Raw genomic sequence first — 13,775 nt, forward strand, 5'->3', positions numbered from 1 at the left:
TGCGTAGGCCGTTTCAGCGCGCCGCGAGGAACTGGCCAAAACCGCGTTCGCGGCCCAGTTCAGGGACGATACGCTCGTCGTCCACGGCCAGTTTGCCATTGATCAGCACATGGCTGACGCAGCCGGGATTGCGACAGACCATGCGCTGGATGCCGAAGCCCTGCATCTCGTCCCAGTTTTCCCGCTCCAGGTTCTGTTGCAGCCCGGCGGGATCGATCAGCACCAGGTCGGCGCGGTCTCCCTGGCGAATGTAACCCGCCTCGATGCCGAGCCAATCTGCTTGTTCGCCGGTCAGGCGGTGCACCGCCCGCTCCAGGCTCATCACCGGCTGGCCGTCGTCGTGACTGTCCTTGACCAGCTTGAGGAAACGCAGCGGCAGGTTGTAGAAGGCCATGTTGCGAATATGCGCGCCGGCGTCGGAGAAGGTGATCAGCGTATGCGGGCTGCGTACCATCTGCCGCAGCTTGTCCTGGCGATGATTGCCGATCACGGTGAACCAGCGCAGCTGGCGGCCGTATTGCACCACCATGTCGAGGAACAGGTCGACCACGTGCAGGCCGCGCTCGCGGGCGACATCGGCGAAGTTCCTGCCGACCAGCGAGGTGTCCGGGCATCCGAGAATCACGGCATCGCCGAAATCGCGCTGCCAGACCCGCGGCGACAGCTTGTCAGCGTAGTACTTGCGGAAGGTGCGGCGGTACTGCTCGTTCTGCAGCAGCAGATTGCGCTCGATCTGATCCTTGACATCCAGCGCCATCTCGCCGGCGCCGAACTCTTCGAACAGGACGATATCCATGCCGTCGGCGTAGATGGCGAAGGGTGTCGGCAAGAGTTGCCAGCGAAAATCGCCGCCGAGGCGGTTGGTCAGCCAGGCCGAGAAGCGGGCGAGCAGTGCCAGGCTGCGGTTGCCCTTGAGGTCGAGCAGGGAAATCAGCGTGGTCTTCAACGGCTTGCGCAGCAGGCCGATGGCTTCGCTGATGTACTGGGTGATCTGCAGCGGGTTGGCAGCATTGGGTGCGCCCTGGTGTACCCGCCCGCGCTGGCGCAGCAGACGATTGAGGCGGCGCACTTCACGCCAACGGGCGTAGGTGCTGGGCAGGCTCTTCGACCATTCGCGATCGCCGTCGATCTTGTCCCACTTCAGACACATAGTGGACAGGCCAAGGAAGCCGCAATCCAGCGCTTCGCTGAGAATGGCTTCCATACGCTGCAGCTCGGCTTCCTCCGGCACCACCTGGCGGTCGGTGGCACGATGCAGGCCCATCACAGCCACGCGCAGGTCGCTGTGGCCGAGAAAGCTGACCAGGTTCGGCCCCAGCGGATGCTGGTCGATGAACTCGCGCCATTGCCGCGGGCCGTTCCAGCGCTTGCGCTCACGCAGAATCGGCAACACCTTTTCGCGCGGTACGGTTTCCACGCGGGTGAAGATGTCTGACGCATCTTCGGCGTCGCTGCACACCATGCTCAAGGAGCAACTGCCCACCAGCACCGTGGTCACGCCGTGACGCACCGATTCGCTGAGGCTGGGCGCGACCATCAGCTCGGCATCGTAGTGGGTGTGGGTGTCGAGAAAACCGGGGGTGATCCATTTGCCCTGGGCATCGATGACCCGCTCGGCCAGGCTGGCGTCGAGCGGCTCGGCGCTGACCAGGCCGATGCGGCCACCCTTGATCGCCAGGCTGCGGATGGCGGAGGGAGCAGGGCTGCCGTCGAAGTAGCGGCCGCTCTGGATGATCAGATCGTATTGGGGCATGACGGAGGCCTCGGCTCTTGTTGTAGTGAGGCCAGACTAGGCGCCTGCTCAGTGCAAAACTTGTCATGACGCGACAGTGTTGGCATCTTCGAGCAATCTGCCAGGAGGGGCACCATGTCCGTTCGCTATGAGGTGCGCAGTGCTGCCCTGACCGGGCTGGAAGCCGAGGTGACCAGCTTGGGCGGCGATCTGCGTGTGATTCTTGCGCGCGTAGGCATGAGCGCCGATGCGCTGGACTATGGCGACGGCCTGATTCGCATCGAGCAGCTGATCCTCCTGCTGAACGAAGCGGCCGTGCAGCTGCAGTGTCCCGATCTGGGCTTGCGCGTAGCCAGCCATCAGGGGTTGGAAATGCTCGGGCTGTTGGGGCGCCTGCTGGTGCGCGAGCCTGACCTGCAGGCGGCCTTCACGGCGGCGCAGCGCTATCTGGCGCTGCACAACAAGGCCGAGCACTGGCAATTGTTGATGCTGGAAGGGCGTGTCCAGGTGCGACGTATCGAACATTTTTTTGCGATGGAGGGCGCGCAGCAGTACCGGGAGATGGCCATCGCCGCCTATGCGCGCCTGGTACGTGCGGTGGGCGGCGCCGACCTGCGCACGCTGCGCGTGGAATTCAGCCACAGCCCGGTGGCGCCGCGCATGCGCTATCGCCAGCATCTGGGTTGCGAGGTGCGCTTCGATCAGGAATACGACTGTCTGGTGTACGACGCCAGCATTCTGCAGCGCCCGGTGCTGGCCATGGCCTCAGATGATGCGCAGCGCCTCGAAGCGTCGCTGCGCGAACGCCTGGACAGTCTGCAGGACGATCTGGAGTTGCAGGTGCGCAGCCTGATCGTGCAGACCCTCGGCATGCGCCAGCATTCGCTCGGGCATATCGCCGAGCTGCTCGGCCTGCACCCACGAACCCTGCAGCGGCGCCTGCTCGGTGAGGGGCTGTGCTTCAAGCAACTGATGCATCAGGTGAAGATGGATACTGCAGGTTGGCAGGTGCGGGCATCGAACATGCCGCTGACGCTACTGGCCGACGTGCTCGGTTATGCCGACCAGGCGGCCTTCAGCACGGCCTTTCGCAATCACTTCGGCCAGTCGCCGTCGAGCTGGCGCAAGGCGCATCGCTGAAGGGGCGATTGCTAGAGCGCTGGCGTGGTGGACTCGCGCGGCGCTGCAGACACCACTTCGAAGCGCAGTACGCCAATCATCTGTCCGGCTTCGGTGACGACTCGCACCTGCCAGCGACCCTCGGGCGAGGCGGGGAAATTGAGCTTGTGTGTCCAGGCGCGATAGCCCTCCTTGCGTCCGCCGCTGATCTCCAGGGCGATGCGATCGACTTCCCGGCCGTTGTGCTGCCAGACGTGATAGATGCGCTCGTTGAGGCCGCGCGGGGCGTTGATCGAGGTGTAGGCGTAGAGCCCGTCATTACCCAGTTGCTGCGGCGTGATCCGCTTCAGGCTGACGCCAGGCGTGCGCTGCTCACCATCGAAGCGGTTGCTGATCGCCACTTCTGTCAGCCACAGCGTTGCCGGGGGCACCCACACGCGTGCCATCCAGCCGGCGCTGGCCATGGCCAGGGGCAGGGCGGCCAGCAGCAGAGTGCGGCGCCAGCCGGCGACACCGATCAGCCCCGGCAGGCTCGGTAGTGCCAGCAGCGTAGCGACCGCCAGGGCGATGCGGTAACTCTGCGGCGTGCTCAGGTGGAAGATGATCGGCAACGCGGTGAGCATCACCGCGAACAGCGCAAGGCTGTGAAAGGCCAGCAGCAGCCAGCGTCGTGGTGCCAGCCAGCGGTAGTAGATCGGATCGGTGATCGAGGCCAGCGCAGCGACCGCCAGCAGGCCACTGAACAGCAATTGCCCGCTGTTCCAGGTGGTGGTGATGAAGAAGAACGGCAGGACGAAGAACAGGCTCTCCTGATGGATCATCTGCGTGCCGTAGCGCAGCAATGGCAGCGGCAACTCGAAGCCGAAGCGCTGGGCTATGCGCTCGCGCAGCAGGTTCTCCAGGATCAGCCAGACCCAGCTGACCACCAGCACCACGCCCAGTACCTTGGCCAGATGCGCCTGGCGGTCGACCAAAAGAAAGCTGGCCAGTCCCGAGCAGAATCCGAACAGCGCAACCAGGCCGGGATAGCGCTTGAGCAGAGCAATCACAATGGGAATGCGGTCGAGCAGGGCTTTCATGTGGGCAGGGTGATGCAATGATGGGCGCGCATCCTAGGCAGCGCACGCGTTGGTTGCAAGCGCGTCGTCAGCTGCGCTGGCGATGCCGCGCCGCTTGCGGCACTATTGCGCCCCCGTTTCACCACCGAGTCCGAATACGATGAAATTCATCCATCAACGCGAGCATCTGGAAGAGGGCGATCTGGTGGTCATCCAGTGCTCGCAACCGTGCAACATCCGCCTGATGAACGATGCCAACTTTCGCGCCTTCAGGAACCGTGGCCGACACAGTTACCACGGCGGCGCCTTCATCAAATTTCCTGCGAAGATCCGCGTACCCTCCAGCGGCTTCTGGAACATCACCCTGGATACCGTCAGCCGGCGTGCCGTGAGCATGACGCGCAAGCCGCAGATGGAATACAGCATCAAGATTGTCCGTCGCCCTGGCGCCTGATGGTTGCTGCTGCAGCTGCGGATGGAGAAAAAAGCTAAACGCTGACGGCCGCTTCGTGGTCACAACTCCTGAATCCAGAAAAAGGAGAGTCAGCATGCTCAAGTTTCTAGGCGGCACCGTCGGCATCATTTTCATCATCGGCCTGATCGTGGTGATCGGGTTGTTCAAACTCATCTTCTAGGCCATCAGGCGATCCCATCAGCCCCGCTGCGTGCAGCGGGGCTGATTGCATCAGAGTCTTTTGCGCTGGTTGCCCTGGTGCTGCTCGCAGGTCATGAAGCCCTTGCTGTCGACCCGGCCGTTGACGTCGAAGTCCACGTAGTAGGGTTGTTCCAGACCATCGACATTCAGCACGTAGTTATTGCAGGTGCCGCCGGTAACGCTGTTGCGCTCTTCGGAAGAGGGCGGGCCGCCGAGGGTGCGTACCTGTTCCATGGTCATGCCGTGGTCTACCTGCTTGACCAGTGGCTCGTTGCGAAACGTCACGTAGTCGGCCGGATTCTCGATGGTCGAGCAACCGGTCATGGCGGCCGCTACGGCCAGTACTGCAAGGCTGTGCTTGTACATGTCATCGCTCCGTCGAATGAGCCGAAATGGCTCGACATGGGTTGGAGCGCTGTTGATGTATCGGAGTTCGTGTTTTTTCGATGATCGGCGCGCGCCGGGGCTTTCCTGATCGGCCAGGTTTTTGCGGTGCAATTCGCGAAAGTTATCGCGGACAAGTCCGCTCCCACAGAGAGGGGCAGCGTTGGCACAGTCACCTTGTGGGAGCGGACTCGTCCGCGAAGCTTGCGTCCTGCAGCGGCACGGGCTTGACCGAAGGGCCAGAACCCTGAGGCCTTATCAAGCGGCGGGTTGCACCCGCCCTACGTTTGCATCGCTTTTGAACCGCCGTGGATTGCAACCTGGCCACGAATGAAAAGAGCCCGCGATAGCGCAATGCTGTTCACATAAGAGACGGTGTAATGCGATCAGTCCCCTCGCCCCTCCGGGGAGAGGGTTAGGGAGAGGGGGAACTGGCGGTTTTGCATCGTTCCAGCCCTCTCCCCCAGCCCCTCTCCCATAAATGGGAGAGGGGAGCCAAGCGCGTACAACCTTAAGTGAACAGCGTTACGCGATAGCGGGCTCTTTCACATCAGTCGTCATAACCCAAGTTAGGCGCCAGCCAGCGCTCGGTGACGGCGAGGTCCTGGCCCTTGCGCTCGGTGTAACGCTCGATCTGATCCTTGTCGACCTTGCCGACGGCGAAGTATTGCGCCTCGGGGTGGGCGAAGTACCAGCCGGACACGGCGGCGGCCGGGAACATGGCGTAGTGCTCGGTAAGGAACACGCCGCTCATGCCGGCCTTGTTGTAGTCGGCCTCGGGGTCGAGCAGCTTGAACAGCGTGGCCTTCTCGGTGTGATCGGGGCAGGCCGGATAGCCGGGAGCCGGGCGGATGCCCTTGTACTGCTCGCGGATCAGCGCCTCGTTGTCCAGTTGCTCGTCCGCCGCGTAGCCCCAGTGCTCTTTGCGCACGCGCTCGTGCAGCCATTCGGCGCAGGCTTCGGCGAGACGGTCGGCCAGGGCCTTGACCATGATCGCGTTGTAGTCATCGCTCTTGTCCTGGTAAGCCTTGGCCACTTCCTCGGCGCCGATGCCGGCGGTGGTGATAAAACCACCCACATAATCCGTAACGCCGCTTTCCTTGGGCGCAACGAAGTCGGCCAGGGACAGGTTCGGCTTGCCATCCGGCTTGATGGTCTGCTGACGCAGGTGGTGCAGGGTGGCGAGTTGCTCGCCGTTGTCGCCGTAGACTTCGATATCGTCGTCACGCACCTGATTGGCCGGCCAGAAACCGAACACGGCGCGGGCCTTGATCAGTTTCTCGTCGATCAGCTTGCGCAGCATCGCCTGGGCATCGTTGAACAGGCTGGTGGCCGCCTCACCGACCACTTCGTCGGTAAGGATGCGCGGGTATTTGCCGGCCAGGTCCCAGGAGATGAAGAACGGCGTCCAGTCGATGTACTCGGCCAGTACGTTGAGGTCGATATCGTCGAGCACTTTGGCGCCGGTGAAGCTCGGTTGCGGTGCACTATAGCCGGCCCAGTCGAACTTCGGCTTGTTGGCGATGGCGTTTTCGTAGCTCAAGCGCTCGGTGCGGGTCGCCCGGGCGGCGGTGCGCTCACGCACTACCACGTATTCGTCACGGGTCTTGCGCACGAAGTCGGGTTTGAGCTCCTTGGACAGCAGTTGGGTCGCCACGCCCACCGCGCGGGAAGCGTCGGTGACGTAGATCACCGCATCATTCTTGTACTGCGGGTCGATCTTCACCGCGGTGTGCGCCTTGGAAGTGGTCGCGCCGCCGATCATCAGGGGCAGGGTAAAGCCCTGGCGCTGCATTTCCTTGGCGACGTGGACCATTTCGTCCAGCGACGGGGTGATCAGCCCGGACAGGCCGATGATGTCGCACTTCTCGGCGATGGCGGTCTGCAGGATCTTCTCCGCCGGCACCATCACGCCCAGGTCAACGATGTCGTAGCCGTTACAGCCCAGCACCACGCCGACGATATTCTTGCCGATGTCGTGCACGTCGCCTTTCACGGTGGCCATAAGGATCTTGCCTTTGGCTTCCGGCTTGTCACCTTTCTCGGCTTCGATGAAGGGAATCAGATGCGCCACGGCCTGCTTCATCACGCGGGCCGATTTGACCACCTGGGGCAGGAACATCTTGCCCGAGCCGAACAGATCGCCGACCACGTTCATGCCGCTCATCAACGGGCCTTCGATGACCTCGATGGGTCGCGCGCATTGCTGGCGGCACTCTTCGGTGTCCTCGACGATAAAGGCGGTGATGCCCTTGACCAGCGCATGCTCCAGGCGCTTTTCGACCGGCAGCGAGCGCCACTCCTCGTTCTCGACTTCCTTGGCGGCGCCGTCGCCCTTGTACTTGTCGGCGATGGCCAACAGCGCCTCGGTAGCGCCGTCGTTACGGTTGAGCACCACGTCCTCGACCGCGTCGCGCAGCTCCTTGGGGATCTCGTCGTAGATCTCCAACTGACCGGCGTTGACGATGCCCATGGAGAGGCCGTTCTGGATGGCGTAGTAGAGGAATACCGAGTGGATCGCTTCGCGCACCGGGTTGTTGCCGCGGAACGAGAAGGACACGTTGGACACGCCGCCCGAACTCAGTGCATACGGCAGCTGGTCACGGATGTAGGCGCAGGCTTCGATGAAGTCCACCGCGTAGTTGTTGTGTTCCTCGATGCCGGTGGCGACGGCGAAGATGTTCGGGTCGAAGATGATGTCTTCCGGCGGGAAGCCCACTTCGTTGACCAGGATGTCGTAGCTGCGCTGGCAGATTTCCTTCTTGCGCGCGGCGGTATCGGCCTGGCCGACCTCGTCGAAGGCCATCACTACCACGGCGGCGCCATAGCGCTTGCACAGCTTGGCGTGGTGCTTGAACTGCTCGACGCCTTCCTTCATGGAGATCGAGTTGACGATGCCCTTGCCCTGGATGCACTTCAGGCCCGCTTCGATAACTTCCCACTTGGAGGAGTCGATCATGATCGGCACGCGGGAAATGTCCGGCTCGCCAGCGATCAGGTTGAGGAACCTGACCATGGCGGCCTTCGAGTCGAGCATCCCCTCGTCCATGTTGATGTCGATCACCTGGGCGCCGGCTTCCACCTGCTGCAGGGCGACTTCCAGGGCCTCGGTGTAGTTCTCCTCGCGGATCAGCCGGGCGAACTTGGCGGAACCTGTGATGTTGGTGCGCTCGCCGACGTTGACGAACAACGACTGGCGATCGATGGTGAAGGGCTCCAGGCCCGACAGGCGGCAGGCCTTGGGAATGTCCGGAATCGGGCGCGGCTGGTATTTGGCGACCGCCTCGGCGATGGCCTGGATATGCCCCGGCGTGGTGCCGCAGCAGCCGCCGATGATGTTCAGCAGGCCCGACGCGGCGAATTCCTCAACCACCTCGGCCATCTGCGCCGGGGTTTCGTCGTATTCACCAAAGGCATTGGGCAGGCCGGCGTTGGGGTGCGCGGACACGTACGTGCCGGCCTTGGCCGCCAGCTCTGCCAGGTAAGGGCGCAGTTCCTTGGCACCGAGGGCGCAGTTCAGGCCCACGGAAATCGGCTTGGCGTGGGCCACCGAGTTCCAGAAGGCTTCGGTGGTCTGACCGGACAGGGTGCGGCCGGAGGCGTCAGTGATGGTGCCGGAGATCATGATCGGCAGTTCGACGCCGTCCTCGTCGAACACCTGCTGCACGGCGAAGATCGCCGCCTTGGCGTTGAGCGTGTCGAAGATGGTTTCGATCAGGATCAGGTCGGCGCCGCCCTCGATCAGGCCGCGGGTCGCTTCGGTGTAGTTCTCCACCAACTCGTCGAAGGTGACGTTGCGGTAGCCGGGGTCGTTGACGTCCGGGGAGATCGAGCAGGTACGGCTGGTCGGGCCGAGCACGCCGGCGACGAAGCGCGGACGATCAGGAGTTTCCAGGGTCTTGGCGTCGGCCACTTCGCGGGCCACACGGGCGCCAGCGACGTTCAGCTCATAGACCAGCGACTCCATGTCGTAGTCGGCCTGGGACACCTGGGTGGCGTTGAAGGTGTTGGTTTCCAGGATGTCGGCGCCGGCATCCAGGTAGGCCTTTTCGATGGCGGCGATGATCTGCGGCTGAGTCAGCAGTAGCAGGTCATTGTTGCCCTTGACGTCGCTCGGCCAGTCGGCGAAGCGCTCGCCGCGGTAGTCGGCTTCTTCGAGCTTGTAGCTCTGGATCATGGTGCCCATGCCGCCGTCGAGGATCAGGATGCGCTCCTTCAGGGCTTGCTGGAGGGCTTGGAGGCGGGCGCTGCGATCGGACATGAGAACTACCTGAGCAAAGCGGGAACAAAGGTGCGCGATGATAGCAAAGCTGCAGGGCTCTGGAGCGCCGCGAGCCTTTCCATGAATTTCATTCATGTTGCGGAGGGCGCCGTCTCGTTAGAATTGCCGCTTCGCAATAAAGGACGTGGTCATGTTCAAGCCCGCTGCACTGTTGTTTCTTTCCTTCGCAGCCGGCCTGGCCCGTGCCGATGCCGTCTCCTATATCGATGACGTCCAGCCCATCCTTACCCACAAGTGCGTGGCGTGCCATACCTGCTACGACGCACCTTGCCAGCTCAACCTCGGCAGTGGCGAGGGCGTCCTGCGTGGCGTCAGCAAACAGCTGGTCTACGACGGCACGCGGACCAAGGCGCAAGCCACCACACGGTTGTATCTGGACGCGCAAGGCGAGGCGGCCTGGCGTCAGCGCGATTTCCATTCGGTGCTTGACGGTGAAAACGGCCAGGCCGCGCTGATCAAGCGCATGCTGGAGCTGGGTCGTAGCGAGCCAGTCGAACCCAACGCCAAGCTCCCTGACGACCTCGATATCGCCATCACCCGCAGCAACAGTTGCCCACTGCCGGGCGAGTTCGCCGCCTATGCGCAGAAAAATCCCCATGGCGGCATGCCGTTCGCGGTGACCGGCCTGAACGATGACGAATACGCCACCCTGGAGCAGTGGCTGGCGCAGGGCGCGCCAGTGGCCGAGCAAGCGCTCAAGCCCAGCGCGGTCGAGTTGCGCCAGGTGCAGCAGTGGGAAAATTTCCTCAACGCCCCCGGTGCGCGACAGGACCTGGTCTCACGCTGGCTTTACGAGCACCTGTTCCTGGCGCATCTGCACTTCGAGGGTGGCGAGCCCGGGCACTTTTTCCAAATGGTTCGCTCGCGCACCCCGAGCGGCAAACCCATCGACCCCATCGCCACGCGCCGCCCGAACGATGATCCGGGCACCGAGTTCTACTATCGTCTGTGGCCGATCCAGGGCGTGATCGTGCACAAGACGCACATCACCTATCCGTTGGGCGAGGACAAACTGGCACGGGTCAAGGCGCTATTCTTCGGCGAAGAGTGGACGCTCGACGCGGTGCCGGGCTATGGCGCGCAGCGCCGCGCCAATCCGTTCGAAACCTTCGCTGCGATTCCGGCGCAGGCGCGTTATCAGTTCATGCTGGATAACGCCGAATACTTCGTGCGCACCTTTATCCGAGGCCCGGTGTGCCGCGGGCAGATCGCCACCGACGTGATTCGTGACAACTTCTGGGCGTTGTTCCAGGCGCCGGAGCACGATCTCTACATCACCGATGCCGAATTTCAACGTGAAGCCACGCCGCTTTTGGTCATGCCCGGCCAGGTCGATGAGATCGGCGATCTGCTGGGTCTGTGGCGTAACTACCGAGACAAGCGCAATGATTACGAGAATCTGCGCAAGGACGCTTACGCCGATGCGCCGCCGGCTGACTGGGCGCATATCTGGAGCGGCAACGACAATGCGTTGCTGTCGATCTTCCGCCAGCACGACAGTGCCTCGGTGCGCAAAGGCTTGCTCGGCGAGGTGCCGCAAACCCTCTGGTGGCTGGACTATCCGCTGCTGGAGCGCACCTACTACCAACTGGTGGTCAACTTCGATGTGTTCGGCAACGTCTCGCATCAGGCGCAGACGCGCCTGTACTTCGACCTGATCCGCAACGGTGCCGAGGTGAACTTTTTGCGCCTGTTGCCGGCAGGCTCGCGTGAGGCCTACCTGGACGACTGGTACCAGAACAGCGGCAAGCTGAAGATGCTGCTGGACTACACCTCGGTCGATCACCGCTCGCCGAGCGCCCTGGGCCTGACCGGCAAGGACCCGAAGAAGCAGTTCGCCGAGCAACTGCTGCAGCGCCATGCCAAGCTCAATGCGCGGCCCGATCCGATCAACCGCTGCTTGGGCGCGCACTGTTATCGCGATGGTCTGCCCAAGGAGCTGCAGCATGCCGAGCAGTCACTGTCGCGCCTGGCCAGTCGTCCGGCAGGGGGCTTGCGGGTGATCGATCAGTTGCCGGAAGCGACCATGCTGCGGGTGGAGCTGAGCGATGGTTCGCGCGAGATCTACAGCCTGCTGCGCAACCGCGCGCACAGCAACGTGGCCTTCATGCTGGGTGAGGAGCTGCGTTATCAGCCTCGCCTCGACACCCTGACCATCTATCCGGAAGTGCTGAGCAGCTATCCGAACTTTATGTTCAACGTGAAAGCCGGTGAGGTGGATGACTTCGTCAAACAGATGGAGGGCGTGCGCGACGCAAAATCCTTCGAGCGTATCGTCGAGCGCTGGGGCGTGCGCCGTAGCCATCCCGAGTTCTGGCGCTATTTCCACGATCTGGCCGAGCATATCCGTGAAACCCAGCCGCAGGAGGCGGGGGTACTGGATATGAACCGCTACCAGAACCTCTAGCGGAGCGCTGGAAGCAGCGCGCGGCTGACCGATGCCTGCGCGCTGCCTACAACCTGTCGCTCACTGTTGCTTCCGCCGACCTTTCTTCTACCGCTGCGGTCGGACCCTTTGGTTGCCAGATTTCAGGCAGCCCGGCTCGAACAGCGAAAAGGGGGCGATGGCGGTTTCATGCTGGTTTCAGTGCAGGCTTTACGGGCGTTGGCGGCCTGGGTTGTGGTGTTTCATCATGTCATGCAGGTGTTCTTCAATTTCAAGGCGGACAGTTTCGTCGGTCGGCTGTTTGCTGAAAGGGGCGCGGTTGGTGTCGACATCTTCTTCGTCATCAGCGGGTTGGTGATCTATCTGTCCACCCGGGGCAAGACGATCACGCCCTGGCGCTTCATGCTCAATCGTGTGCTGCGCATCGTCCCCGCCTACTGGCTCTACTCGTTGATCGCGGCTTTGATCATCGCCTTCGCCAATCCGGTGATGCCGGTGCAGGAGTTCGATCTGCATCATCTATTGCTCTCGCTGCTCTTCATCCCAGCGGAGAATCCTGGCGGCTTTGGCCTCTATCCGACGCTCAACGTCGGTTGGACGCTGAATTACGAGATGTACTTCTACCTGCTGTTCGCACTGGCCTTCATTGTCACTGAGCGTCTGCGCCTACTGTTCATCGTCCTGGCCCTGGCCGCTTTCAGTCTGCTGGCAACTCAGCCGTGGATGAGCGATTTCTACCGCAACAGCATCCTCTACGAGTTCATCTTCGGCATGCTCCTGGGTGTACTTTACAAGCGCGGCTGGATTCGCCAGGGATTTTGGCTGCCGCTGCTGGTAATCGCGGCTTCGCTGCTGACCATCTATCACTTCGACAGCTCCATGCGCCTGCTGCACTGGGGGCTGCCGAGCGCGTTGATCGTCGCTGCCTGTATCGCCATGGAGCCGTGGTTCAAGGGCAATCGGCTGCTGAGCCATCTAGGCGACTATTCCTACTCGGTCTACCTGCTGCACGTTATCGTCCTGTCGCTGGGCTGGTACCTGCAGGCCCGCCTCGATCTCTCGCCTGCGGTCGTCATCGCGGCCTGCGTACCGGTGATCGCCCTGGCGGCCTGGGCCAGTTATGAGCTGATCGAAAAGCGTTTCGTCGTTCACGCCAAAGTCTGGGTCGGGCAGCGAGCAGAGCGGGGAAGACTGCAGTCTTATCCTGAGTAAATTAGTAGGACTTTATTCGGGTCGCCACTTGGCGTACAATCCGCTGCATGACCGTGAGGAGTTGCCATGAGTGCCATCACCATTACCCAAGCTGCCGAAGACTACCTGGCCGAGCTGCTGAGCAAGCAGGACACCCCGGGTATCGGCATCCGCGTTTTCATCACCCAGCCAGGTACGCCTTATGCGGAAACCTGCATCGCTTACTGCAAGCCGGGTGAGCAGAAGCCTGAAGACACCGCCGTGGGTCTGGCCAGTTTCACTGCCTGGATCGATGGCATCAGCGAGCCTTTCCTGGAAGACGCTGTCGTCGACTACGCCACCGATCGCATGGGCGGCCAGCTGACCATCAAGGCGCCGAACGCAAAGGTGCCGATGGTCAATGAGGACAGCCCGCTGAACGAACGTATCAACTACTACCTGCAGACCGAGATCAATCCTGGTCTGGCCAGTCACGGTGGTCAGGTGACGCTGATCGACGTGGTCGACGAAGGCATCGCCGTGCTGCAGTTCGGTGGTGGTTGCCAGGGTTGTGGTCAGGCAGACTACACCCTCAAGGAAGGCATCGAGAAAACCCTTCTCGAGCGTATTCCCGAACTCAAGGGTGTGCGTGACGTGACCGACCACAGCAATCGCGAAAACGCCTACTACTGATAGGCGCTTTGCACATGAAAAGGGGCGACCGAGAGGTCGCCCCTTTTTCATTTCAGGCCTTGTGTACGCGTTTGCTGGAAGCAGGAAAGCGTTCGAGTTTTTCCGCAGGGCGGATCGGCCGCTTCACCAGTTCGCCGCCGCAGTTCGGGCAGCGTAGCCCAAGGGCCGTCTCGGCGCAGGAACGACAGAACGTGCACTCGAAGGAGCAGATCAGTGCGTCGGAACTGGCTGCCGGCAGATCGCAGTCGCAATTCTCGCAGTTGGGGCGTAGTTCAAGCATGGCGCTAGGCTCGGCA

The 13,775-nt window shown here is 62.3% G+C and carries 10 protein-coding genes; 5 read left to right on the plus strand and 5 right to left on the minus strand.

Translation table 11 applies throughout. The annotated features are described in order from the left end of the window. Positions 1–13 precede the first annotated feature (13 nt). Positions 14–1,753: an N-acyl-D-amino-acid deacylase family protein gene (locus tag B2U07_RS00220; RefSeq protein WP_275545153.1), complete on the minus strand. Its 1,740-nt coding sequence runs from the start codon at positions 1,751–1,753 to the stop codon at positions 14–16. Between the two features lie 114 nt (positions 1,754–1,867). Here B2U07_RS00220 and B2U07_RS00225 point away from each other — a divergent pair, with 114 nt between their 5' ends. Continuing rightward, positions 1,868–2,872: an AraC family transcriptional regulator gene (locus tag B2U07_RS00225; protein ID WP_275545152.1), complete on the plus strand. Its 1,005-nt coding sequence runs from the start codon at positions 1,868–1,870 to the stop codon at positions 2,870–2,872. An 11-nt stretch (positions 2,873–2,883) separates the two neighbouring features. On the opposite strand, the gene B2U07_RS00230 is transcribed toward B2U07_RS00225, so the two are convergent. Continuing rightward, positions 2,884–3,930, minus strand: coding sequence for a DUF5924 family protein (locus B2U07_RS00230; RefSeq protein ID WP_296275388.1), 1,047 nt, complete (start codon positions 3,928–3,930; stop codon positions 2,884–2,886). A gap of 139 nt (positions 3,931–4,069) precedes the next feature. On the opposite strand from B2U07_RS00230, the gene B2U07_RS00235 reads away from it, so the two are divergent. Then, positions 4,070–4,363 carry a DUF1883 domain-containing protein gene (locus tag B2U07_RS00235; protein WP_013715667.1) on the plus strand — a complete coding sequence of 98 codons (294 nt, stop codon included), beginning with the start codon at positions 4,070–4,072 and terminating at the stop codon, positions 4,361–4,363. 231 nt (positions 4,364–4,594) lie between these two features. On the opposite strand, the gene osmE is transcribed toward B2U07_RS00235, so the two are convergent. After that, complete coding sequence (osmE, locus tag B2U07_RS00240) at positions 4,595–4,930, minus strand: osmotically-inducible lipoprotein OsmE (protein ID WP_197855748.1); 336 nt, start codon at positions 4,928–4,930, stop codon at positions 4,595–4,597. A 568-nt stretch (positions 4,931–5,498) separates the two neighbouring features. Then, entirely contained in the window at positions 5,499–9,209 is a 3,711-nt protein-coding gene (metH, locus tag B2U07_RS00245) for a methionine synthase (protein WP_275545150.1), read from the minus strand. Positions 9,210–9,360: 151 nt separating this feature from the next. Between metH and B2U07_RS00250 the strand changes: the two genes are divergently transcribed. From B2U07_RS00250 to nfuA, 3 genes are all read left to right on the plus strand, one after another. After that, complete coding sequence (locus tag B2U07_RS00250; RefSeq protein ID WP_275545149.1) at positions 9,361–11,637, plus strand: fatty acid cis/trans isomerase; 2,277 nt, start codon at positions 9,361–9,363, stop codon at positions 11,635–11,637. Between the two features lie 168 nt (positions 11,638–11,805). Then, positions 11,806–12,828 carry an acyltransferase family protein gene (locus tag B2U07_RS00255; RefSeq protein ID WP_275545148.1) on the plus strand — a complete coding sequence of 341 codons (1,023 nt, stop codon included), beginning with the start codon at positions 11,806–11,808 and terminating at the stop codon, positions 12,826–12,828. 66 nt (positions 12,829–12,894) lie between these two features. Then, positions 12,895–13,479, plus strand: coding sequence for a Fe-S biogenesis protein NfuA (nfuA, locus tag B2U07_RS00260; protein ID WP_197855744.1), 585 nt, complete (start codon positions 12,895–12,897; stop codon positions 13,477–13,479). 52 nt (positions 13,480–13,531) lie between these two features. On the opposite strand, the gene B2U07_RS00265 is transcribed toward nfuA, so the two are convergent. Next, positions 13,532–13,759 carry a DUF1272 domain-containing protein gene (locus B2U07_RS00265; RefSeq protein ID WP_275545147.1) on the minus strand — a complete coding sequence of 76 codons (228 nt, stop codon included), beginning with the start codon at positions 13,757–13,759 and terminating at the stop codon, positions 13,532–13,534. Positions 13,760–13,775: the final 16 nt, after the last annotated feature.

The sequence above is a fragment of the Pseudomonas sp. UBA7530 genome (genome assembly GCF_002479365.1).
Lineage (GTDB): Bacteria > Pseudomonadota > Gammaproteobacteria > Pseudomonadales > Pseudomonadaceae > Aquipseudomonas.